Here is a 21,528-nt window from a genome sequence, read left to right as displayed (position 1 = left end):
TTTCCCCCGCCGCAAACGGCTTTAAAAAGAGGTCGCGTGGCAAACATCAACCGACAGATTGCGCAAGAGCTTGGCGTCCGCGAAGAGCAGATCGCGGCAACCGTCGAACTGCTGGACGGCGGCGCCACGGTGCCGTTCGTGGCGCGCTACCGCAAGGAAATCACCGGCGGGCTCGATGACGCGCAGTTGCGTACCCTGGAAGAGCGCCTGACCTATTTGCGCGAGCTCGAAGCGCGCCGGGTGGCGATCCTCGATTCGATCCGCGAGCAGGGCAAGCTCGACGCCGCGCTGGAAGCCCAGATCATGGCGGCCGACACCAAGGGCCGCCTGGAAGACATCTATTTGCCGTTCAAGCCGAAGCGCCGCACCAAGGCCGAAATCGCCAAGGAAGCCGGCCTCGAGCCGCTGTCCGAGCTGTTGCTGACGCAGCCGCAGAACGACCCGCAGGCCGTTGCGGCCAACTATGTCGACGCGGAGAAGCAGGTAGCGGATGTCGCTGCGGCCCTCGAAGGCGCCCGCGCGATTCTGGTGGAGCGATTCGCCGAAGACGCCGATCTGATTGGGCGCTTGCGCGAGGATATGTGGTCGAACGGCTTGATGACGTCCGCGGTGCGCAAGGGCAAGAAGACCGAGGGTGAGAAGTTCGCGGACTATTTCGAGTACAACGGAGCCCTCCACAAGCTGCCGTCGCACCGTATCCTCGCGCTGTTTCGGGGCGAGAAGGAAGAAATTCTGGAGTTGCAGATCCAGCCCGAGGCCACGGTGCCCGAGGCTGGCGTCCCCAGCGCCTATGAACTGAAGATCATGCAGCGCTTCGGCATCACCGATCAGAAGCGCCCCGGCGACCGCTGGCTGGTCGATACCGCGCGCTGGGCCTGGCGCACCAAGATCCAGGTGCATCTCAACATCGACCTGCGGATGCGGTTGTGGACGGCGGCCGAGACCGAGGGCGTGCGCGTTTTCGCCTCGAACCTGCGCGATCTGCTGCTGGCTGCGCCGGCCGGCGCGCGCGTCACCATGGGCCTCGATCCCGGCTATCGCTCCGGCGTCAAGGTCGCGATCGTCGATGCGACGGGCAAGGTGGTGGCGACGACCACGGTCTACCCGCACGAACCGCAGCGGCAGTGGGACGCGACGCTGGCGACGCTCGGCAAGCTCGCTGTCCAGCACCGCGTCGACCTGATCGCGATCGGCAACGGCACCGCCTCGCGCGAGACCGACAAGCTGGCGACGGAACTGGTCAAGCTGCTGCCGGACCTGAAAATGTCGAAGATCGTGGTGTCGGAGGCCGGCGCGTCCGTCTACTCCGCCTCGGCTTTCGCATCGGAGGAATTGCCAGAGCTCGACGTCACCTTGCGCGGCGCGGTCTCGATCGCGCGGCGCCTGCAGGACCCGCTTGCCGAACTCGTCAAGATCGATCCGAAGGCGATCGGCGTCGGCCAGTATCAGCACGACCTCGGCGAATCGAAATTGGCGCGCTCGCTGGATGCCGTGGTCGAGGACTGCGTGAACGCGGTCGGCGTCGACGCCAACACCGCTTCCGCGCCGCTGCTGGCGCGGGTGTCGGGTATCGGCGCAGGGCTCGCGCAAAGCATCGTGCAGCATCGCGACGCCAATGGCCCATTCAAGTCGCGGAAGGATCTGAAGGGCGTGCCGCGGCTCGGCCCCAAGGCGTTCGAGCAGTGCGCCGGCTTCCTGCGCATCAATGGCGGCGAGGACCCGCTCGATGCGTCCGGCGTGCACCCCGAATCCTATCCGGTGGTGCGGCGGATCCTCACGGCCACCAAGAGCGACATCAAGGCGCTGATCGGCAATGCCGATGTCGTGCGCCAGTTGAAGCCGCAGGCCTTTGTCGACGAAACCTTTGGTCTGCCGACGGTGACCGACATCCTGCGCGAACTGGAAAAGCCCGGCCGCGACCCGCGTCCCGCGTTCAAGGCCGCGGTGTTCAAGGAAGGCGTCGAGGAGATCAAGGACCTCAAGCCCGGCATGATCCTGGAAGGCACGGTGACAAACGTCGCGGCGTTCGGTGCCTTCGTTGATATCGGCGTGCACCAGGACGGCCTGGTGCACATCTCGGCAATGTCCAGGAACTTCATCAAGGACCCGCGCGAGGTGGTGAAGCCGGGCGACATCGTCAAGGTCAAGGTGCTGGAGGTCGAGGTCGCCCGCAAGCGCATCGCGCTGACGCTGCGGCTCGACGATGAAATCGGCGCCAAGAGCGACCGTCCGTCCCCAGGCAAGCCGCGCGAGTTTTCCAAGGCGTCGATGACGTCGTCGTCACCACGCAAGCCGCAGGAGCAGGGCGGCGCGCTGGCTGAAGCCATGCGCCGTGCGGCCGAAAAGAACGGGCGGGGCAAGGCGGGGTAACTGCGGTCGGCGCCTCAGAGACGCATCGCTTTGCGATGCTCCTCAGAGCTGAACTGGAGAAAGAACCCTTTCTTTCCGAATATCTTCGACACAACGCTGCGCTATGACTTCGCAAGCCTGCCGGCGCCCGTTGCCTATCGTGCCTTCACGTGCGCCGGTCCGCGCGGAGTCGATGGATGTTCTGGTGCGGAAGGTGTGAAACCCAGGGTCACCAGCACCGTGCTGTTTGTCGGCCGGTTTTCGGTGACCACGTCCCAATAACCGCGCAGATTCAGATAGCCGGTGTATCCCTCTGCTGCGGGAAAGAAGAAGCCGATTTGTGGACCAATGCCAACCGCGTGACCTCTGAAATCTCCCAGCTTTGCTCCGACGCCACTGTCTCCGGTGATTTGCTGATAGACGTAACCGGCGAGGCCGACGTGGATGCTCTTGCTCACGAATTTCGACATCGCCCAATCAAGATGGAAGTCGATGCCGTTGCGGTACTGCAGGGCAGAGTTCTCGCCATTGAAGGTCAATCCCGCTACGGCGGAGAACTCGTGCCCGGTCTGTGGATTTAGATAGGTGTAGCCAAAGCCGCTGTCGACCGCGACATATCCCGGACTGAGATTTGCGAGGCGTGTGGAATCGTAGGTGCCGCTTGGAATATTGCCGAGCACGTACCACATGAAATTGTTGACGCCCTGGTTCCATTTCAATGTGCTGAGGTAATACACGTCGGTCCAAGTGGCCCGCTCGTCGCTGGCAGCTCCCGAATTTGGTTGCCTCGCGGCCCGGTAAGGGTTGCATTAATCCCAACTCCGACATTGCCCGGCGCGGCAGCAACGCCGAGGGTCAGCTGACCGCCCAGCACCGGTGTTGCGAATGTGTAGGACGGCATGACGGCAAGGGCGTCGGCGCGGGCATGCAGTCCGGCGACAATCGCTGCGTTGTTTTGAAGTTCCTTGCCTCCTCCTGCGCTTGCATCGAGATGCACGTAGAGGGTGGAAAGACTCCAGCCGGGTTGCCCAGGTACTGCCGCAAGACTGCCCATGCCCCCGGGCAACCAAAAGCCTACGCCGCCATTGTCAGCCTTGGCCGTTGCGGAGAACAGCACCATTCCGGCCAGAGTTGCTGTGGCCACTGCCCAGCTTAACAGTCGATCCCTGGTCATGAGGAGTCCTCCGGACTTCGCGCATCGACGAGCTTACCGAACGCAATTCGACTTGTTTGTCCCTTCTTCGATCATAGTGCCACGCACCGTGAAAATAGTGTCAGAGTGACAAAATGGTCACGCCCCCGAGTGGGGGTCTCGAACCGTGCGGCCCGAAGCTAACCCGACGTCAGCACATTCAGCTTGGCGTTGGCCAGGATCAGGCGGTCTGCCAGCAACTGCGCGAGGTTGCGCATGATGCGCTCGCCGGCGCGGGGATGCTGTTTGCGGAAACGTTCGAAATCGCGGAGCGAAATTTCATACGCGGTCGCGGTCATGTCCGCCAGCACGTCGGCGGAACGACGCGGCTCCAGCAAAGCCATTTCACCAAAGGGCATTCCCGCCGTCAGCGTTGCCAGTCTCACGCCGTCGGGCAGGGTGACGTGGACCGCGCCGCTGCGCAGGAAGAACAGCGATGTGGCGGGTTCGCCTGCGGAGATGATCTTCTCGCCGGCCTGATAGGCCCTGGTCGACGCGAGCGAGGCGAGATCGGTCCGTTCCTCGTCCGTCAATCCGGCCAGCAGCGATTGCTCGGATAGTTCAGTGGCATCGAAGAAGTCGATGGCGCCGCCGTAGCGGTAGACCAACTGGTCTTCCGCCCATTCGATCGCCGCATCGAGCAGATAGTAGTTGCGGATGTTGGTGAGGCCTTCGGTCCATTCGGCGATCATGTTCCAGTCCGGCGATGCGCGCCGGATGCCGGAGAGGATCACCGTGACGTGGTGCGCGGCGAGTTCGCGGAATTCCTCGGCGAGCAGGCGGGCGCCGGCGCGGGTCATGGCGGTGACGCGGCGCAGGTCGAAAATGACGAGTTGCGGGCGCGGTTTGATCGCCAGCTGGCGCGAGACGTAATCGACGTTTGAAAACGACAGCGTCCCGACCAGTTCGATGACGCGGACGTCCTCGTGATGCGCGGCAAGGATGTTCTGCTCCTTCGCGCGCCGCACCCGCCGCGACGGGCTGTTGCCGATGTCGTAATTGGCGATGATGCTGTTGCGGGCGTCGTCGCTGCGGTTGAGCATATGCAGGTCGTAATGCGACGACAGCGCCTCGCAGACCTTGATGCCGCGCACGCTGTTGCCGTGCTTGTCGAGTTTCGGCGAATAGCTGCCGAGCCCGAGCCGGGCCGGGAGCGCCGCGAGAATGCCGCCGCCGACGCCGCTCTTGGCGGGAATGCCGATCCGGTAGATCCACTCTCCGGCGTAATCGTACATGCCGGAGCTTGTCATCACCGAAAGCGTGCGCGAGATGGCGTAGGCGCTCAACACCTGTTCGCCGGTCACCGGATTGACGCCGCGATTGGCGAGGGTCGCCGCCATCACGGCGATATCGCGTGCCGTCACCAGGATGGCGCATTGCCGAAAATAGACCTCCAGCACCGCTGCCACATTGTCCTTGATCACCGCGTTGGTGCGGAGGAGATAGCCGATCGCCCGGTTGCGGTCGCCGGTGGTGCTTTCGGAAGCATAGACGGCGTCGTCGACGTCGAGTTCGCGCCCGGCAAACCGTCCCAGCGCCTGCCGGATGTAGTCGAACGCGGCGTCGCCCTTGGCCTCGTAGATCAGCCCTGAGCAGGCGATCGCGCCGGCATTGACCATTGGGTTGAAGGGATGGTTCTCGGCGTTGAGGCGGATCGAGTTGAAGGGATCGCCCGAGGGTTCGACGCCGATGACGCTCTCGACCCGTGCCGCTCCCAGCGTGTCCAGCGCCAGCGCGAACACGAACGGCTTTGACATCGACTGGATGGTGAAGGGGACCTGGGTGTCGCCGACCTCATAGACATGGCCGTCGAGGGTGGCGAGGCTGATGCCGAAATGGTCCGGGTCGGCCTTGCCCAGTTCGGGAATGTAATCGGCGACCGCGCCACTGGTCTCGGGCGTGAAGTCGGCGTGACAGGCGTTGAGGAACCGCAGCAACGGCGGCTTCGAGCTGGCCCAGGCTGCGGGGCCGGCCGTGAACGGAGGAGGCGATTGTTTCATCGCCTCCTGTTGTGCAACGCAATCAGGGTGCGTGCAACTGGTTCGCCGCCGGCGCCTGACGCCGGACCAAAAACAGCGCGACGAGAACCGTCGGCACCAGGATCGCAAGCCCCAGCATCGTGATCTGCATCTGCGACAACGGCATGATGCCGCCGCCGGGGGTCGCGATCACGAAGCCGCCGACCACCAGGAGCACCCGTAGCGGCCATTCCAGCACGCCGGCGGCGCGGAGGTCGCCGACAAAGACCTGATAGCCCTGGATGCCACCGCAGATGAACAGCGTGCCGACGCCGGCCAGCGCCATCAGCCCAAGCCCTTCGAGATAGGGGCTTGGTCCCTGCAGCACCAGCGCTGGGTTCAGCACGAAGAAGAACGGGATGAAGTAAATGATGCTGCCGACCCACATCGATTCCCATCCCGTCTTCATCGCCGGCGAACCGGCGATGCCGGCCGCCGCAAACGAGGCGATGGCGACAGGTGGTGTGATCGAGGAGAGCATGCCCCAGTAGAAGATGAACATGTGCACGGCCATCTTGTTGAGGCCGAGCTTCTCCAGCGCCGGCGCCACCAGGATGGCAAGGAAGATGTAGCAGGCCGTCGTCGTCAGTCCGAGCCCGAGCACGAGGCTGGTGAAGGCGCACATCACGAGCAGCAGGAGCGCGTTGTCGCCGGCGATCCGCAACAGGTCGTTGGCGAGGCTCGACACCACACCGGTCATCGAGAACGCGCCGATCAAGAGCCCGCATCCGGCGAGAATGCCGACCAGTTCGACGAAGGTGCGGCCGTTGACCTCAAGGAACTTGTTGATGGTCCCAAACGTCCAGCGCGTATCCTTGGAGAAGAGCTGGTTCAACACCAAAAGCAACGCAGTGGCGTAGAACGGCGCATGGCTCTCTCGCTTGAAGTAGAGCAGCATCACGATCAGCAGCGCGATCACGAAAACGTAGTACCAGCCGTCCTTGATCGTGTCCCAGACCTTCGGCAGCTCGGCGCGTGGAATGCCTTTCAACCCGTGGCGGGCGGCATAGGAATCCACCTGCATGAACAGGCCGACATAATAGAGCGTCGCCGGAATGATCGCGGCAACCGCGACCTCGGCGTAGCTGACATTGAGGAACTGCGCGATAACGAACGCGGTTGCGCCCATGACGGGCGGCGCCAGCACGGCGCCGGTCGACGCGCACGCCTCGATTGCAGCGGCATAGGAGGCGCGGAAGCCGCTCTTCTTCATGACGGGAATCGTCATGGTGCCCGCGGTCAGCACGTTGGAAATGATCGAGCCCGACATCATGCCGAGCAGGCCGCTGGCAAAGATGCAGACCTTGGCTGCGCCGCCGCGGAAGGTGCCGCACATCGCAAACGACAGGTTGATGAAAAATTTCCCGGCGCCCGTCATCATCAGTGCGGTGCCGAACACCAGAAAGCCGATCACGGTATCGGCAAAGGCCTGGATCGGAATCCCGAGCAGGCTTTCGCCCGAAAGCACGTGGTACGCGGTCGCTTGTTCGAGCGTCGACTCGGTGCCGCGAAACGGTCCCAACCACTTGGCATCGGCGAACAGGGGATAGACCGTGAAGGGGAGCACGCTGAAGAGCAGGCTCCAGCCCCCTGTACGGCGCAACGCCTCCATCAGCACCACCCACATGATGACGCCGGCCACGATCACGTCCGTCGGCGCGCCGCCGAATTCCCAGCCGGCTTCCGCCGCCTTGCGGACGCTACGCATCAGGAGGATGGCGCAGGCGAAGGTGACGGCAAAAAGCAGGATGTCGTACCAGGGAATTCGGTCGAGCGGCGCGCTCCCGGTTCCTGGAAAGATCAGGAACGTGAACGGCAGCATCAGCGCTATCAGAAGATAGAAATACTCCGTGTTGAGCTGCGTGTAGCCGATGAAGAAGCGCAGCGAGAATTGCTGGTTGATGCACAGCAGGATGGTTACTGCGGTTGCAACAACCAGCGCCCAGCGCCACCCCGCGCGCAGTGTTCGTACCCGCGTGACTTCGGCTTCCTGCATGTTGGCATGCGGGTCGTCGAACTCAATTCGTTGCGCGGGCGCGACAGCGCTATCGCTCGCAGAAGGTGACATGTTTCCCCCGAGACGGTGTTCGCGTTCGACGTGAGCGAATTAGAAGCCGTTACTGTTCAAAGCCGTTTGGCATATTCGCCTTGGCCAGCGCCGCCGCGCGTGCCTTCATCCAGCCTTCGAGAAACGCCTTGTCGTCCGACGACGGATTCGACTTGCCGTAGTCCGTCCATGCGGTGGCGAGAACCTGCTGGCGCTTGAGCAATTCCTTATTGTGCGCTTCCTGTGCGTCGGTCCACTGGCCGGCTTCCTTCAGCGCCTTCGCAGCGCCCGGATGCACCGGAACCACCCAGTTCTTGGTTTGCCGGTCGGCGCCGAGGCCGGCCGCGCCCGGCGCGGAATCCTTGTAGGCGTCGTAGCCGGTGATCATCGCCTTGGTGATCGAATAGACCTCGTCCGCGGGCAGCGACCCGTAGGACGTGAAGATTGGGTAGGGGTAGTTGCCGAGTTCGATCGGCTTGTCCTTGGAGATGCCGGCGCCGCAGGTCGCGACGTGCGGGAAGAAGAACGAGCCGACCTTTTTCACGCGGTCCCAGCCGGCCTTGTCGCCGGGGGGCAGCGGCGGCCAGATGATGCCGCGCGGCGACGTCTCGAGTTCCTTGGCCGGGCCGGTTATGGTGGTGGCGAAGGCGGCATCGACGTCGTTGTTGATCATGCCCTTCCACATCGCGCCGTAGCTCGAGAACTCGACGACCTTGACGTCGCTTTGCTTGAGGTCGCCGAAGGCCAGGATCGCGAGCGCGTTCTGATTGAGCGCCGGCGAGCCGACCACGAAGCCGACGCGCTTGCCCTTGAGCTGCTTGACCTCGGTCACGCCGGTGTCCTTGGCGACGCCGAGCGAGCCGGCGTTGCAGTCGACCGATGACAGCACGAGTTGCAGCGGTTGCGGACCCCATTCCTTGGTGCCGAACTCGAACACGCCTTCCTGGGCGAAATAGGTGCCCGAGCCCATGGCGGACATGGCCGCGCGCTTGGCGCGCAGCGGCGCCAGCCGCGCCACGTCGTTGCCGGCGGGCAGCACGCGAACGTCGGTGCCGTATTTGTCCTTCATCATCTTGCCGACGCCGACGGCGATGTTGAAGCCGGCGGTGCCGGTGTCATAGGCGGTGACCACCATGGTCGGCGGCAGCTTGACGTCGTCAGCGTATGCCGCGGACAAGGTCAGCAATGAAATGCCTGCAAGTGCGGCTGGCGCGAGCGCCTTCAAACGATGAATCATATTCTCCCCTTAGATGTTTCGCGATGCGAAATTCTTCCGTTGGCATTGATCATGTCATCGCAGCATGGCGAAGGCAACGCCCGAGCAGAGGCACGACCGCATCGTTGCGGATAACGCCAGCAGACACATTGTCGCGCATCAAAAGTATGATGGCGCGCCTAAGCTTCGATGATGGCGACGACCTGTCCTTCGGCAATGACGTCGTCGAGTTCGACAAGGATGGCCTTGATTTTTCCTGATGCCGTCGACGTCACCGGAATTTCCATCTTCATCGCCTCAACGAAAGCAATCTCCTCGCCGTCGTCGACATTGCCGCCGGTTGTGACGGGAAGCGCGCACACGCGGCCGGCGACTTCAGTGACGATCTTGATTTCTGGCATTCCGTTTCTCCCGGGGACCGTCTGACGGACAGGCTGTCCTCGTGAACGGCTTTTTGTTGTGGCCGCAGATTGCCTGAGGTAGTTTGTTCTGCAAGTGGAATTTTATTCCGCAGGGCGAAATAAGGCCATGGAGCCATAACACAATGGGAAGACGCTCGGAAAGGCTTAGCAAACAGGGAATGCTCGCCAGCGATCTGGCGGGCGAGGGTGACGTGATCCAGGTGGTATCGCGGGCGTTCGACGTCCTGCGCTGCTTCGAGGGTCATGAAGCCAGACTGGGTAATCTGGAAATTTCCAGCCGCTGCGGCCTGCCGCGATCGACGGTGTCGCGGCTGACCCACACGCTGACACGAATGGGGCAGCTCGTTTATCTGCCGCGCGACCAGAAATACCGCATCGGCCCCAGCGCAGTGGCGATGAGCACCTCGATGATGAAGGGGTTGCAGCTTCGGAACCTGATCCGACTGCGGCTGCAGGACGTCGCCGATCAATTGCCGGGAACCGTCGGCTTCGTGATTCCGGACCGCTATCATCTGGTCTATCTCGAATTCGCCCGCGCAGCGAACGCGCTCGGCCTGCACGAAGGTACCGGCAGCCGTATTTCGATAACGAGCACCGCGGCCGGCTTTGCCTACACCGCAGCGCTCGATACCGATGTCGGTAACGCCCTGATCGCCGAGATGGAGCGCGAGGTTCCGGAAAATGCGGCACAGTTGAAGGCGCGCATCGAGGACAATCGCCGCCATTTGCGCGAACACGGCTATGTCGTCGGCTGCGGCACCTGGAGCCCGCATATCAACGGCTGTGCGGTGCCGATCTGGTCGCCGCAATATCAAACCTTCGTCGTCGTGACGATCGGCCTTCTCGCCGCGATGTTCGACGAGAAGCGGCTGCACCAGGAAGTCGCGCCGCAGATGCTCGAACTCGGCGTTGCGATCGGCGGCCTGCTCGAAGGCGCGGAGGGCGATTTCTTCGCCAACCGTATCGAACGGAAGCCGCTTCCGGCGCGGCCACATAACAACAAGATCATCAAGACGGAGGATACGAATGAACTGGAAGCCGGAGCTCGACGAGCTCGCTCGGCGCGAAGCGTTCGCGCGCGAGATGGGAGGCGTTGACAAGGTCAAGCGCCAGCATGACCAGGGCCGGCTCACGGTTCGTGAGCGCATCGACAGACTGATCGACAAGAATTCCTTCCACGAGATCGGCGCGATTTCCGGCATCGCCGAATACGACGAAGGCAGCGAGCTCAAGCACCTGACGCCGGCCAACTGCGTGTTCGGCCGCGGCAAGGTCGACGGTCGCACCGTGGTCGTGGTTGGCGATGATTTCACCGTGCGCGGCGGCTCGGCCGATGCCTCGATCTCGGCCAAGCCGCTGATGGCCGAGGAGATGGCGCATGATTTCCGCCTGCCGATCATCCGTGTGATCGAGGGGTCGGGCGGCGGCGGTTCGGTGAAGACGATCGAGACGCGCGGCGCGGCCAATCTGCCCGGCGGCGTCGGCGGCACCCGCTGGTACTGGTTTACGACGGCGAACATGGCGCGCGTGCCTGTAGTGGCGCTCGGGCTCGGTTCGGTCGCGGGACTTGGCGCGGCGCGGCTGGCCGCCAGCCATTACTCAGTGATGACCCGAAGTTCCGCGATGTTTGTTGCGGGACCGCCGGTCGTCAAACGCCTTGGCCAGGATTTGACCAAACAGGAGCTTGGTGGCGCCGAGATCCAGACCCGCGCGGGCGGCGTCGATGATGCCGTCGATACCGAGGAGGAGGCGTTCGAACGCGCGCGGCGTTTCCTGTCCTACCTGCCGTCATCGGTATACGACCTGCCGCCGACCGCGCCCTGCAGCGACGATCCGGAACGCGTGGAGGAATCGTTGCTGAAGGCGGTGCCGCGCAATCGCCGCCAGGTCTACAAGATGCGCCCGATCATCGACGCCGTCGTCGACAAGGGCTCGTTCTTCGAGGTCAATGCCAATTTCGGCCGCCCGATCATCACAGGCCTTGCCCGCCTCGATGGCCGTGCGGTGCTGCTGCTGGCGAGCGACCCTTTCCACTATGGCGGGTCATGGACGGCGGAAGCCTGCCAGAAGGTGGTGCGCTGGGTCGACTTCGCCGAAACCTTCCATCTGCCGGTGGTCTATCTGATGGACTGCCCCGGTTTCATGATCGGACTCGAGGCCGAGAAGTCGGCGACCATCCGCCATGGCGTGCGCGCGATGGCCGCCGTCAACCAGTCGACCGTGCCCTGGTGCACCATCATCGTGCGCAATGCCTTTGGTGTTGCCGGCGTCGTGCATCAGCCGGCCAACCGCTATTCGATGCGCTACGCCTGGCCGTCGGCCTATTGGGGCTCGCTGCCGCTCGAAGGCGGCATCGAGGCGGCCTACCGCGCCGACATCGACGCCGCAGATGATCCGCCGGCGAAGCTGAAGGAGATCGAGGACCGGCTCAACAAGCTGCGCTCACCGTTCCGCTCGGCCGAGAAATTCTGGGTCGAAGAGGTGATCGATCCCCGCAAGACGCGTTCGCTGTTGTGCGAATTCGCGCGATTGGCGGAGCCGATCCGCAGCGTGGGGCCGCCGACCAACATGTCAACGCGGCCGTAGGCTGTCAGGAACGCCGGAATCGTACGGTGGGCAAAGCGCAGCGTGCCCACCATTCCGGTTTGCGATCGAGGATAGATGGTGGGCACGGCGCAGTGCGCCTTTGTCCACCCTACGGCAGCTATGTTGCCGCCACAGGCTTTGGCGTCCGCGAGATCGCGAGCACAATCACCGCCGCCACCACGCACAGCGCACCGGCAACAAAGAACGCCGGCAAGTAGGTCTGCAGCACCGTCCGCGACACGCCCGCACCGAACGCGGCAACGCCTGCGCCGAGCTGATGGCCGGCAAAGATCCAGCCGAACACGAGGTTCGCGCGCTCGGGGCCGAACCGCTGGGTGGTGAGCCGCACCGTCGGCGGCACGGTGGCGATCCAGTCGAGCCCGTAGAACATCGCGAACAGCGACAGCCCGTAGAGGGAGAAATCCGAGAACGGCAGGAACAGCAGCGACAAGCCGCGCAGCCCATAATACCAGAACAGGAGCCAGCGGTTGTCGTAGCGGTCGGACAGCCAGCCGGAAGCGATGGTGCCGACGAAATCGAAGATGCCCATTGCCGCCAGCAGGCTCGCTGCCTGCACCTGCGGAATACCGAAATCGAGGCACATCGGGATCAGGTGGACCTGGACCAGGCCGTTCGTGGAGGCGCCGCAGATGAAGAAGGTGGCGAACAGGATCCAGAACACGCCCGACTTCGAGGCATCGCGCAGCGTGCCGAGCGCTGCCGCCATGATCGGCGTGGTGTTGAGCGGCGGTGCCGACAGCGGCTCGGTGCCTTCGTCGCCGAACGGGCGCAGGCCGACATCGCTCGGCCGGTCGCGCATGACCATCAGCACGGCGAAGGCGGCGAGGCCCAGCATGACGCACACCAGCGCCAGCGCAGGCCGCCAGCCATAGGCCTCGGTCAGGCTCGCCAAGAGCGGCAGGAAGGCGAGCTGCCCGGTGGCGACGCTCGCGGTGAGAATGCCGACCACAAGGCCGCGCCGCGCCACGAACCAGCGCGCGGCGATCGTCGCGCCCAGCACCAGCGCCGTCATGCCGGTACCGATCCCGATCACTACGCCCCACAGCAGCACCAGTTGCCAGACCTGCGTCATTGCCAGCGAGGCGACGAGACCCGACACCACGATCAGCAGCGCTAGCAGCGTCACGTTGCGCAGGCCGTAACGGTTCATCAGCGCGGCGGCAAACGGCGCCATCAGCCCGAACAGGATGAAGCGGATCGACAGCGCCGAGGAAATCTCCGCCGTGCTCCAGCCGAACTCCTTCTGCAGCGGCACGATGAAAACGCCGGGAGCGCCGACGGTGCCGGCCGAGATCAGCGCGGTGAGGAAGGTCACGGCGACCATCGCCCAGCCGTAATGGATGTTGCGGCGGGCGAGGACGGCAGACAGCCAGTTCGAGATCATTGGGCCCCAGGAGTTTCTGTTGGTTTACCTGATTTGCTTTCGCGCACTCTATCGTAATGATGACATGACTTGAACGTCACACTTCCCTCATTTCAAGACATGCGCAACGGGTCCGCGATACGCTGCGCCGGATGAAGACGGGATCGGAGGCGGCGGCCATGCGGAGCTCCACTGTTAAATTATACACATCATATGATGCGTCGCAAAAATTGCAAACGGCTATCCCATGAAAAGGCGAGGATGGCCCATGATAATCCTTTGCGATTCGCATGAGGGAAATTGATCGATCCGCGCCGATGCGCCAAACAATGGTGCGTCCGGACTCATGCATCGCGGCGAATTGCGCCTCATTCGATCACCTCGTCGGCGCGGCCGAGCAGCGGGCGCGGCACGACGAAGCCGGGCATGTGGCGGGTTTTGAAATTGACGATCATCTCAGTGTTCGTAGCTTGCCGCTCTGTAGTGATGGGGCGCCTGAGGCTTGCCGTTCCTTTGCTTCGTAGTATTCGGCCGAGAACTTGATTGACCATCGCGCGAAAAACGAGCGCACTTCATTAGTGGACTTCTCGACGCCGAAACGTTCGGCGACATGCGCCTCGCGCAGCCATCTCACCGCCGTTGCGAGGCCGGTGGTGCGCTCGAGCCTCTCAATCACCGCGATGCCGACGATCTCTGCCTGCCGATAGCGAAAACCGACTTTCCTGATGACATACACGCGTTTGATGGTTTCAAAGCCCTTCAACACGAGCTGAACGAATGGATGTCTTTTCGCCTGCGGCCAGGCCGCCGGGTACACAGGGAGCACCAAAAGCTTGCTCTTGGCTATGACCGTTGCCAGCGGATGCAAGAGTTGCGTCCAAGCCGGCCAGGACGTGACCTTGGCAAACAACACCGCATGCATCGCGGTTGCAGCACCGAAAGAGATCGGGAGCCAAAGTACCGCGCCCAGGATCACGAGCAGTGCGCTGTTCGGCGTGAGATGCCGGCATTTGCGGAACACCCATGCCATGCCGCTTTCAAAGCCACTATGCACAGCTTGTTCGAACGCCCGATAGCTAAACCTCCGCCGGAGCCACGACCAGTTCCGGCGGATCGACGTATTCCACTGTCGACGTTTCATCTCGGAAAGGGGGAGGAAGCGCAACGCGCCGTTTATGACAGCAACGGTGACATTGCCAAGAACCTTGGCGGCCAAGAGCGGAAGCCAGACAATCTGCATTACCAAAGGAAAGGCGTAGTCGAGCAGCCGCATCAAGATCGAAAGAATGAAACGAAGGATTTTATTGGCAGCGAGCGTGATGAAAACAAGTGGGATGATAATCACATCGTCGAGGGCACCGCGGAAGCGGCTTTCCTCGATCAATATCGGGTGATGATAGTCGGTCACGGTGCATGTTTCCGGGTGGAAGACAAGGATCGTGCCGGCTCAAATTAGCACACTGGAAGGGTCTGGGTTACCCCATTTGCCAGTTGTTGAGCCGTAGCCCGCTGTCCACTCGGAGGTACCAGACCGCAGGTGCCTTGGTCCGCCACTCTGCCACACGGGCAATTGCCGAAACCACCGTTCGGGATAAAATTGATCGATTGCATCGAGACCGCCAGCGGTCTTACGCAAACGGTTGTTGTCCGACTTCGATTATCAGTATCCGAGATATCCGGCGAATACTGACGGCTTTGTGCGAGGGATGATCCGATGGAGCCCAGCAGTGCAGATTTTTCGACGATACTGAACCGCATTCTCGATACGGCGGCGGACAATCTCAGAATCGCAAAGATTCTGGTTCAAATGGGTCTCGATCCCAGCAACGTCACCTACGACGCACTATTCAACCGGCTGCTGGAAATCGTTCTGGCCAACATCACGCTCGCCAACATGTTCGCCCTGGTTGGAGCCATCTTCTTCGTGGCTACCCTGCTGATGCAGACGATGGTGCCGCTGCGCGTCGCGAATATGACCGGCTGTACATTCTTCGTCGCCTTTGGCGCGCTCTCCGGCAACGTGGCGACTTTTCTCCTGTACCTGCTGTTGCTGCCGATCAATGCCGTTCGCCTCCGTCAAATGCTCAATATGGTCAAGAAGGCACGTATCGCGACGGAGGGCGATACCTCGATGGAATGGCTCAAACCGTTCATGACCGAGCGCAGGTACCGCCGGGGTGACCAATTGTTCAAGAAGGATGATGCAGCTACCGAAATGTTTCTGACGATCACGGGAAAGTTTTTGGTCACGGAAATCGGCGTCGAGCTTCCGCCAGGACGTCTCATGGGCGAACTTGGCTTCCTTACCCCCAATAAACGGAGAACCGCGACGGTCGAATGCATAGAGGACGGGCAAGTGTTGACAATAACCTATGACAAGCTGCTCGAGATCTACTTTCAAAATCCGCAATTCGGCTATTACTTCCTCGTTCTGACCAGCCAGCGTCTGCTCGAGAACATTTCACGGCTGGAAGGAATTATCGCAGAAGGGAAAGTCCCGCGGCAGACTGCAGCCTCGGATGACATAGCCTGACCCTTGGCTCTTGATTGCGTCACGCTTCCAGTCCCGACACAGTGCGGGCCCTTAAGGAGACAATTTCCGGTTCGGATCAAAACGCGATATCGTTTGGCTTTAGAGGCATTTCTGGCTTGGTCCCAAGGCGGACGTCATCCGGTCCGCCCGGCATGTCCATCGAAGGCCAGAAGCGGATATTGATGAGACGATTTGGCTAGTTCTCAATGGTACATCCCGAATAGCAGGCTGCTGCAAGCCCATTCAGTTGGGCCGTTTCGCAGGGAATGCTTGATCGCAAGGCCGGCGTCGTATCCGGACCGCGTGCTTGGCAGGTCAACGTGAACCAACAGCATCTTTGGGCCAGTCATTGAAGTGTGAACACCCTCACACTGGCTGGCGATCCGCCCGTGTATTTTCTAGCTGACCGGCCGCGAATGCTGTCAGCGAATTTGCTCGGGAGGCTGGAATGGACGACATCTCAGCAACATCGAGAGTGCAAAGCCAAGGCGAGCTTAAGCCCGACACAAAACCTTTTCTTCTTTGCGAACTTGCCGTGGGCGCCAAAGACAAGTTGGGCAACGTAATCGCAGAGATTTTGTGGCTCGCAAGGGATTACGCCGTGTATCGCTCCCACCGGGGAGTACACGTGCACTTCTCAGATTGCCCAGCGGAAGAGGACGATCAGCGGCGCCGCTTCACTCAGATTAGCCCTGAGTTGTGCGAGCTTCGCTATCTTACCGCTCAGATGAGTTCGGGATGGACCTTTGGCCTTCGTCGTCCCCCTGCCTCGATATATCACCACAACATGGCTCAGGCGGTCATGCTGGTCATGGAAAAGAAAAATCAGGCCGATCTCGGTGACGCGAAAAAGCTCGCGGAAAAAACACTGAGCATGGCCGTCGAGCGGGTCACAAATGACAACATGATACGATACCTAAGGGTCTGCTTATGGTGTTGGGTCGTAGTAACGGTCGTCGCACTCTGCATCTTGTGGGCGCCAGTCCAATTGCATTGGACGGCTTGGGAAGCCGTTCGACCACATATTGTCGGCCTCAAGTCCTATATTGTTGGAGGAATGTTCGGCGCTACCGGAGCAATGCTGTCGGTTGCAACCCGCTTGCAAGAATTCAAATTTAAGCCCTGCCATCAATCAAATATGAACTATTGGATGGCCGGTCTTCGCATCGGCATTGGGGCCGTTGCGGGGATTGTCATCCTTATATTCGCAAGAACCATTTTGGGTGACGCAATCGGTAAGCATATCGCGAACATGTACTGGGAGGCAGTGGCAGCAGCCGGCCTGATCGCAGGATTTACGGAGCGTCTCGTTCCCGGCTTGTTGCAACGGACAGCCAATCAATGGGAGTCTTCGGCTGGGACACCTGTGCAGGCTGCCCAAGAGTAGCAAGCGCAGAAAGCATTCGTAGAGTTTCGCTTCTCGTTGGAACGCGCCCAAATAGGCCTTGCTACACCCGTCGGATCAATGTTTCGAGGTCGGGCGCTGTGCCGCCCCGCTGAAACACCAGCAAGTCGAGCGAAGGTGGTTCGCCACCCGTCAAGATCGATAAGCACGCATGTGCTTGTCCGCGATGATGAGTCTGGTGATTGAATAGGTGCAACAGGATATCCGCGAGGACCTGAGACTGCGGCATCCCGGAGGTTGTCTTGTAGCCGTGGAGACTGGCCAGTGTCGCTTCGTCGTACTGGTCGACAACCGCCATCAACCGATTGTCTTCATCGATACGCGCCCGGGTTAATTCGACACGGTCTTCATACAAGATAGCGTCGAGACGATCCGGATGGTCCCCTTCGCCGGTCAGCCGTTTCAGCCAGAGGCGGTCGGTCAGCAGCAAGTGGTTTAATGTGCCGTGCAGACTGCCGAAGGAGACGCCGATGTGAAGACGACATGCCTGATCCGATAGGTCAAGTGCAGCGGCATACAGGCGCGCATTGGCCCAGCGATTATAGGCGGCAAGTTGCCGAAACTGGGAGATGGTCATGATTTGTCTCATAGCCGTACGCAAGGCATTCTCGCCGCTGAAACGCAGGACGCGCGGTTTGCATGACGAGACGATCAAAAGTCACGCGGCCGGTGGCCGCCGGTATCAGCGACAAATTGCGGAGCATGCAAGAAATTGTGGCCCTGATCGATGCCAACAATAGGTCAATCTCGTCACTTTGACCATGCGCCGACCACTTCCGGGCTTGCCCTATAAGCAGATGTTTTCGGCGTCTTTCGGCATGTCTCAACAGGGCCGGGAGGGAACATTCCGCCAGGCTTTTTTCACGCTCGTGCGCGAAAATCCGACCCAAGATCAATTGACGGGCGTGGCTCGAGCGACCGGCCTTTCATTCGCGCCGCAGCCGCACTCGATCCATGGCGAGGGCCGCTCTTTTCTGGTAAGTACACAAACGCCGGAACACTCCGGCATCTCCTTCGATGATCAGCAGTGGCGGCGTCGGGCTCCCCATGATCACCTTGATGAAAACAGAATTCGTTTTCGGGGCCTGATCGGCTTCGTGACTGGCGTGCTGCTCTGCGTCGGGGTCTTGCTTCTGATGGAACTTAACCATTTCCCTGAAGAGCGCACACCGGACAAACAGGCAGTGCATCAGCGCAAGCAGGGCGGGCCGATGATGTTCGCGCGTGGAGATCGGGCCATGTAAGTAACCATCGCTTTCTTGGGGAAACGTTCGACGAGCAAGGGAGCCCTCAAATGTACGCCAATATTCTCTTGAGCACGGATGGATCGGATGTCGCGAGAAAAGGCGTTGAGCATGGAATTGCTTTAGCAAAGGCCTTGAATGCCAAAGTGACAGTCATCACCGTGACGGAACCGCTGCCGGTCGACTACGGGAGCGGACACGCCGCGGGATGGATTCCCTCGCAGGAGGAGTTTGATCGTTTTGACGCAGCCAGCAAAGAAGGCGCGGGCAAGGTGCTCGATGAAGCGCGGGCTATGGCGAAGCAGATCGGGATATCTGCAGAACTCTTGCATGTTCCGAATGCGCACCCAGCCACTACGATTATCGAAACAGCAAAATCCAGAGGCTGCGACCTAATCGTCATGGGCTCTCATGGGCGTCGCGGCCTCAAGAAGCTGTTCTTGGGGAGTCAAACGTCGGAGGTCCTGGCCGACGGAAGCGTGCCGGTGTTGGTAGTGCACTAGCGGACATAAATGATAGTGCAGGGGTTGGTGACTGTGTGGGGTTGAACACCCACCGGCCATGGTGCTGAGGAAAGCGTTCGCCAAGGGTCATGCGCAGCACGACGGGCCGATAGATTGATCTACCTCAAGCTGTATCTGAAAACGCGGGCCCAGCTTACCTGCGGAAGGCGGCGATACGTCCAGACAATCGGGAGGTGAAGCATGTACCGGCATATTCTCATTCCGACAGATGGGTCGGAGCTGGCGGAGCGTGGGGTGGCGCATGGGTTGGCGTTGGCGAAATCCGTTGGAGCCAAGGTATCTGTAATCTACGTTGTGGAACCGCTTCTTGCAGTCACAGGCGACTTTGCGAGCGTGCTGGATCGCGCGGAAAATGCAGCCAAGGAGGCCGGTGTTTCCTGCGAGACAATTCAAGTGGAGAACATGCACCCCTATCAGGCCATCGTCGCAGCCGCCGAGGACAAAGGCTGCAATCTCATTGTTATGTCATGGCATGGGCGTAGCGGACTTTCCACGCTTCTGATCGGCAGTGTGACAAACAAGGTGCTGACCTACGCGAAAACCCCTGTACTGGTTTGTCGTTGAGTGTGCAGACGTTCGATAGGTCAAATTATACGCGCGGGGAGATGGAGATTATGTCCGGTTGGGCAGGCATGCCCAGTCCCGCCTTCGAGGCCCGCTTTGCCTCCGACAGGGATACTGGCTGTCGTGGCCACTGGCTAACTCTTCAGTCGACCTTATGAGTGCACATCATATTCAAGGCCCTCGAGTGCGGTCTTGATGGCCTTCCTGAAGGCTGTGATGTCGCCGAGTTCGTGGCCGAGCACCAGCGCGAGGCGTGTCAGGAACAGCGTTTCGCGCTCCGTCCCGGCCGTATCGATTGCTGTGGCCAGGGTTTCATAGGCAGTCTCGAAGTCTTCGAACGGCATTGCGCTCATGGCGTCTCGCCTCCCAGGCAAATCTCCGCGGTTTTCAGGATCTCGGAGGGGATGGCCGTCTTCCATCGCCCGGCGATGTGCAGGTCGGGCCGCAGCAGATAGAGTGTGCCGGGCGATGCGGCGAACAGGCGGGCGATTTCCCCGTCATGGTCCACTACGATCTTCGCGCCGGATACCGAAGTCTGTGTTCCGACGACAATGGCAGCGAACCGCTTGTCGATCCGGCCGAGATGCTCGAGCGACGTCGCCTGTTCGGCGGTAGGTCGCGCCTCGCAGAACAGGATCGCCGTCAGGCCGTGGCCGGCGTAATCGAGCAGGTGGCTGCCGTCGGTCAGCCCAGCGTTCGGCGCGACGCTGCCGCAGGCTGGCCCGCCGGCAAAGGCGGCATCTCTGATAGCATAGGGTGTCAGCACACTGTCCGAATAGGTGTAGGGCTGCATCTGGCGCGGATTGGCCAGTCCCCGCGGAAACTCGTGCTTCAAGCTGAGCGACAGGGCCGCCTCGCGCGCCAGCCGCCAGCCGCGGGTCGGCGGTGTCATGAAGCGCGTGCTCTTGGTGGCATTGGCGAACACATCGAGCGTGGCGCCGCGCCGCTCCGGCGAATAGCTGTCGAGCAGCCGGTCGTCTGCCTCGCCATGGAGCACAAGCGCCAGCTTCCAGCCGATGTTTTCGGCATCGGCGAGACCATTGTTCAGTCCGCGAACGCCGAAGATCGGCACGATATGCGCGGCGTCGCCAATGAAGAACACCCGGTCGTGCCGGTAATCATCGAGGCACAAGGTGTTGGCGGAATAGACGCTCCACCATTCCAGCTCCCACGGCTTTACGTGGCCGATATCGACGAGGATGGCACTGACGCGGGCGCGGATATTCTCCTCCTTCAGGGCTTCTTCCTCGCTTTCGCCTTCGCGAAGCTGGTAGTCCACCCGCCAGATATCGTCCGGCTGCTTGTGGATCAGCACCGTGCCGCCGGGATTGCCGCTCGGCTCGAAGAACGCCCGCCGCTCGGTCGGAAAATCATGGTCCATGCGGATGTCGGCGATGACGTACCGGCCTTCGTAATTGTCGCCCTTGAGGCGAAGCCCGAGCATCGACCGGATCGGCGAACGCGCACCGTCGGCGGCCAAAAGATAGAGCGCGTCGAGAAAGTAATCCCCCTCCGGCGACGAAATGCGGGCAGAAACGCCGTCCACGTGGCGTTCGAGGCCGGACAGTTCGCTCTGCCAGCGCATGTCGATGAGGTCGCTGGCCGCGACCGCATCGTGCAGGAACTTTTCGATATACTGCTGCTGCAGATTGTACATCGGCAGGTATTTTTCGCCCGGCGGCTGCGGCATCTCCAGCCGGAAGATCTGCTCGCCGCGGTAATAGCTGCGGCCGAACCGCCAGCCGAGGGCCTTTTCGACAAAGGGCGCGACCGCGCCGATCCGTTCCAGGATATGCATGCTCGGCCGCGCAATGCAGATCGCGCGGCTGCCGTCATTAAGCGTGTCCTTGCGATCGATCAGGACGCTCCTGATGCCGTAGCGCGCCAGCACCAGCGCGGCCGTCATGCCGATCGGGCCGGCGCCCACGATCAGGACCGGATGCCGCGCCGTCGCGCCATCGAGCTCAGGAACGCGCCGCGCCGCAAAGCGGGGATAGTCGAAGTAGAGCGACTCCAGCGGTCCCTTGCCGGCAGGCCTCATGCC

At 61.5% G+C, this 21,528-nt stretch carries 19 protein-coding genes; 8 read left to right on the top strand and 11 right to left on the bottom strand.

The genetic code is table 11. The features are described from left to right. Positions 1–36: 36 nt before the first annotated feature. Complete coding sequence (locus tag CQ12_RS10460; RefSeq protein WP_057835226.1) at positions 37–2,370, top strand: Tex family protein; 2,334 nt, start codon at positions 37–39, stop codon at positions 2,368–2,370. A gap of 134 nt (positions 2,371–2,504) precedes the next feature. On the opposite strand, the gene CQ12_RS46245 is transcribed toward CQ12_RS10460, so the two are convergent. From CQ12_RS46245 to CQ12_RS10435, 6 genes are all read right to left on the bottom strand, one after another. Continuing rightward, entirely contained in the window at positions 2,505–3,086 is a 582-nt protein-coding gene (locus CQ12_RS46245; protein WP_245309841.1) for a SphA family protein, read from the bottom strand. Further along, a complete protein-coding gene (locus CQ12_RS46240; RefSeq protein ID WP_245309840.1) occupies positions 3,065–3,523 on the bottom strand; it encodes a transporter family protein in 459 nt (152 codons plus the stop codon). Before CQ12_RS46240 ends, CQ12_RS46245 begins: the two co-directional genes overlap by 22 nt. 158 nt (positions 3,524–3,681) lie before the next feature. Next, positions 3,682–5,541, bottom strand: coding sequence for a glutaminase A (gene glsA / locus CQ12_RS10450; RefSeq protein ID WP_057835225.1), 1,860 nt, complete (start codon positions 5,539–5,541; stop codon positions 3,682–3,684). A gap of 22 nt (positions 5,542–5,563) precedes the next feature. Then, a complete protein-coding gene (locus tag CQ12_RS10445) occupies positions 5,564–7,627 on the bottom strand; it encodes a TRAP transporter permease (protein WP_057835224.1) in 2,064 nt (687 codons plus the stop codon). A gap of 49 nt (positions 7,628–7,676) precedes the next feature. Beyond that, entirely contained in the window at positions 7,677–8,843 is a 1,167-nt protein-coding gene (locus tag CQ12_RS10440) for a TAXI family TRAP transporter solute-binding subunit (protein WP_057835223.1), read from the bottom strand. 158 nt (positions 8,844–9,001) lie between these two features. Continuing rightward, positions 9,002–9,223 carry an acyl-CoA carboxylase biotin carboxyl carrier protein subunit gene (locus tag CQ12_RS10435; protein ID WP_057835222.1) on the bottom strand — a complete coding sequence of 74 codons (222 nt, stop codon included), beginning with the start codon at positions 9,221–9,223 and terminating at the stop codon, positions 9,002–9,004. A gap of 143 nt (positions 9,224–9,366) precedes the next feature. Here CQ12_RS10435 and CQ12_RS10430 point away from each other — a divergent pair, with 143 nt between their 5' ends. Then, entirely contained in the window at positions 9,367–10,341 is a 975-nt protein-coding gene (locus CQ12_RS10430; RefSeq protein ID WP_057835221.1) for an IclR family transcriptional regulator, read from the top strand. Next, positions 10,271–11,830, top strand: coding sequence for an acyl-CoA carboxylase subunit beta (locus CQ12_RS10425; RefSeq protein WP_057835220.1), 1,560 nt, complete (start codon positions 10,271–10,273; stop codon positions 11,828–11,830). The genes CQ12_RS10430 and CQ12_RS10425 overlap by 71 nt, the downstream gene beginning before the upstream one ends. Before the next feature lie 118 nt (positions 11,831–11,948). Here the strand turns inward: CQ12_RS10425 and CQ12_RS10420 are convergent, their stop codons facing one another. Continuing rightward, complete coding sequence (locus tag CQ12_RS10420) at positions 11,949–13,235, bottom strand: MFS transporter (RefSeq protein WP_057835219.1); 1,287 nt, start codon at positions 13,233–13,235, stop codon at positions 11,949–11,951. Between the two features lie 430 nt (positions 13,236–13,665). After that, on the bottom strand, positions 13,666–14,622 hold the full coding sequence (locus CQ12_RS10415; RefSeq protein WP_057835218.1) for a hypothetical protein: 957 nt from the start codon (positions 14,620–14,622) through the stop codon (positions 13,666–13,668). A 306-nt stretch (positions 14,623–14,928) separates the two neighbouring features. Between CQ12_RS10415 and CQ12_RS10410 the strand changes: the two genes are divergently transcribed. After that, on the top strand, positions 14,929–15,747 hold the full coding sequence (locus tag CQ12_RS10410) for a Crp/Fnr family transcriptional regulator (RefSeq protein ID WP_057835217.1): 819 nt from the start codon (positions 14,929–14,931) through the stop codon (positions 15,745–15,747). A 448-nt stretch (positions 15,748–16,195) separates the two neighbouring features. Beyond that, positions 16,196–17,134: a hypothetical protein gene (locus CQ12_RS10405; RefSeq protein WP_057835216.1), complete on the top strand. Its 939-nt coding sequence runs from the start codon at positions 16,196–16,198 to the stop codon at positions 17,132–17,134. A 61-nt stretch (positions 17,135–17,195) separates the two neighbouring features. Here the strand turns inward: CQ12_RS10405 and CQ12_RS10400 are convergent, their stop codons facing one another. Continuing rightward, positions 17,196–17,729, bottom strand: a complete 534-nt coding sequence (locus tag CQ12_RS10400) for a DinB family protein (RefSeq protein WP_083519232.1) — start codon at positions 17,727–17,729, stop codon at positions 17,196–17,198. A 241-nt stretch (positions 17,730–17,970) separates the two neighbouring features. Here CQ12_RS10400 and CQ12_RS10395 point away from each other — a divergent pair, with 241 nt between their 5' ends. The 3 genes from CQ12_RS10395 (at position 17,971) to CQ12_RS10385 (ending at position 19,484) form a co-directional block, all read left to right on the top strand. Beyond that, positions 17,971–18,396, top strand: coding sequence for a hypothetical protein (locus CQ12_RS10395; protein WP_157088119.1), 426 nt, complete (start codon positions 17,971–17,973; stop codon positions 18,394–18,396). A 50-nt stretch (positions 18,397–18,446) separates the two neighbouring features. Then, positions 18,447–18,899, top strand: a complete 453-nt coding sequence (locus CQ12_RS10390) for a universal stress protein (protein ID WP_057835213.1) — start codon at positions 18,447–18,449, stop codon at positions 18,897–18,899. A 201-nt stretch (positions 18,900–19,100) separates the two neighbouring features. Next, the gene (locus CQ12_RS10385) at positions 19,101–19,484 is read left to right on the top strand and encodes a universal stress protein (RefSeq protein ID WP_057835212.1); all 384 of its coding nucleotides are present in this window, start codon (positions 19,101–19,103) and stop codon (positions 19,482–19,484) included. 152 nt (positions 19,485–19,636) lie between these two features. Here the strand turns inward: CQ12_RS10385 and CQ12_RS10380 are convergent, their stop codons facing one another. Beyond that, entirely contained in the window at positions 19,637–19,837 is a 201-nt protein-coding gene (locus tag CQ12_RS10380) for a hypothetical protein (protein ID WP_057835211.1), read from the bottom strand. Continuing rightward, on the bottom strand, positions 19,834–21,525 hold the full coding sequence (locus CQ12_RS10375; RefSeq protein ID WP_057835210.1) for an FAD-dependent monooxygenase: 1,692 nt from the start codon (positions 21,523–21,525) through the stop codon (positions 19,834–19,836). The genes CQ12_RS10380 and CQ12_RS10375 overlap by 4 nt, the downstream gene beginning before the upstream one ends. Between the last annotated feature and the right edge of the window lie 3 nt (positions 21,526–21,528).

The organism is Bradyrhizobium jicamae (assembly GCF_001440395.1).
GTDB classification, from domain to species: domain Bacteria; phylum Pseudomonadota; class Alphaproteobacteria; order Rhizobiales; family Xanthobacteraceae; genus Bradyrhizobium; species Bradyrhizobium jicamae.
Note: the sequence above shows the minus strand (reverse complement) of the source record. Positions and strands in the feature narration are given on the sequence as shown.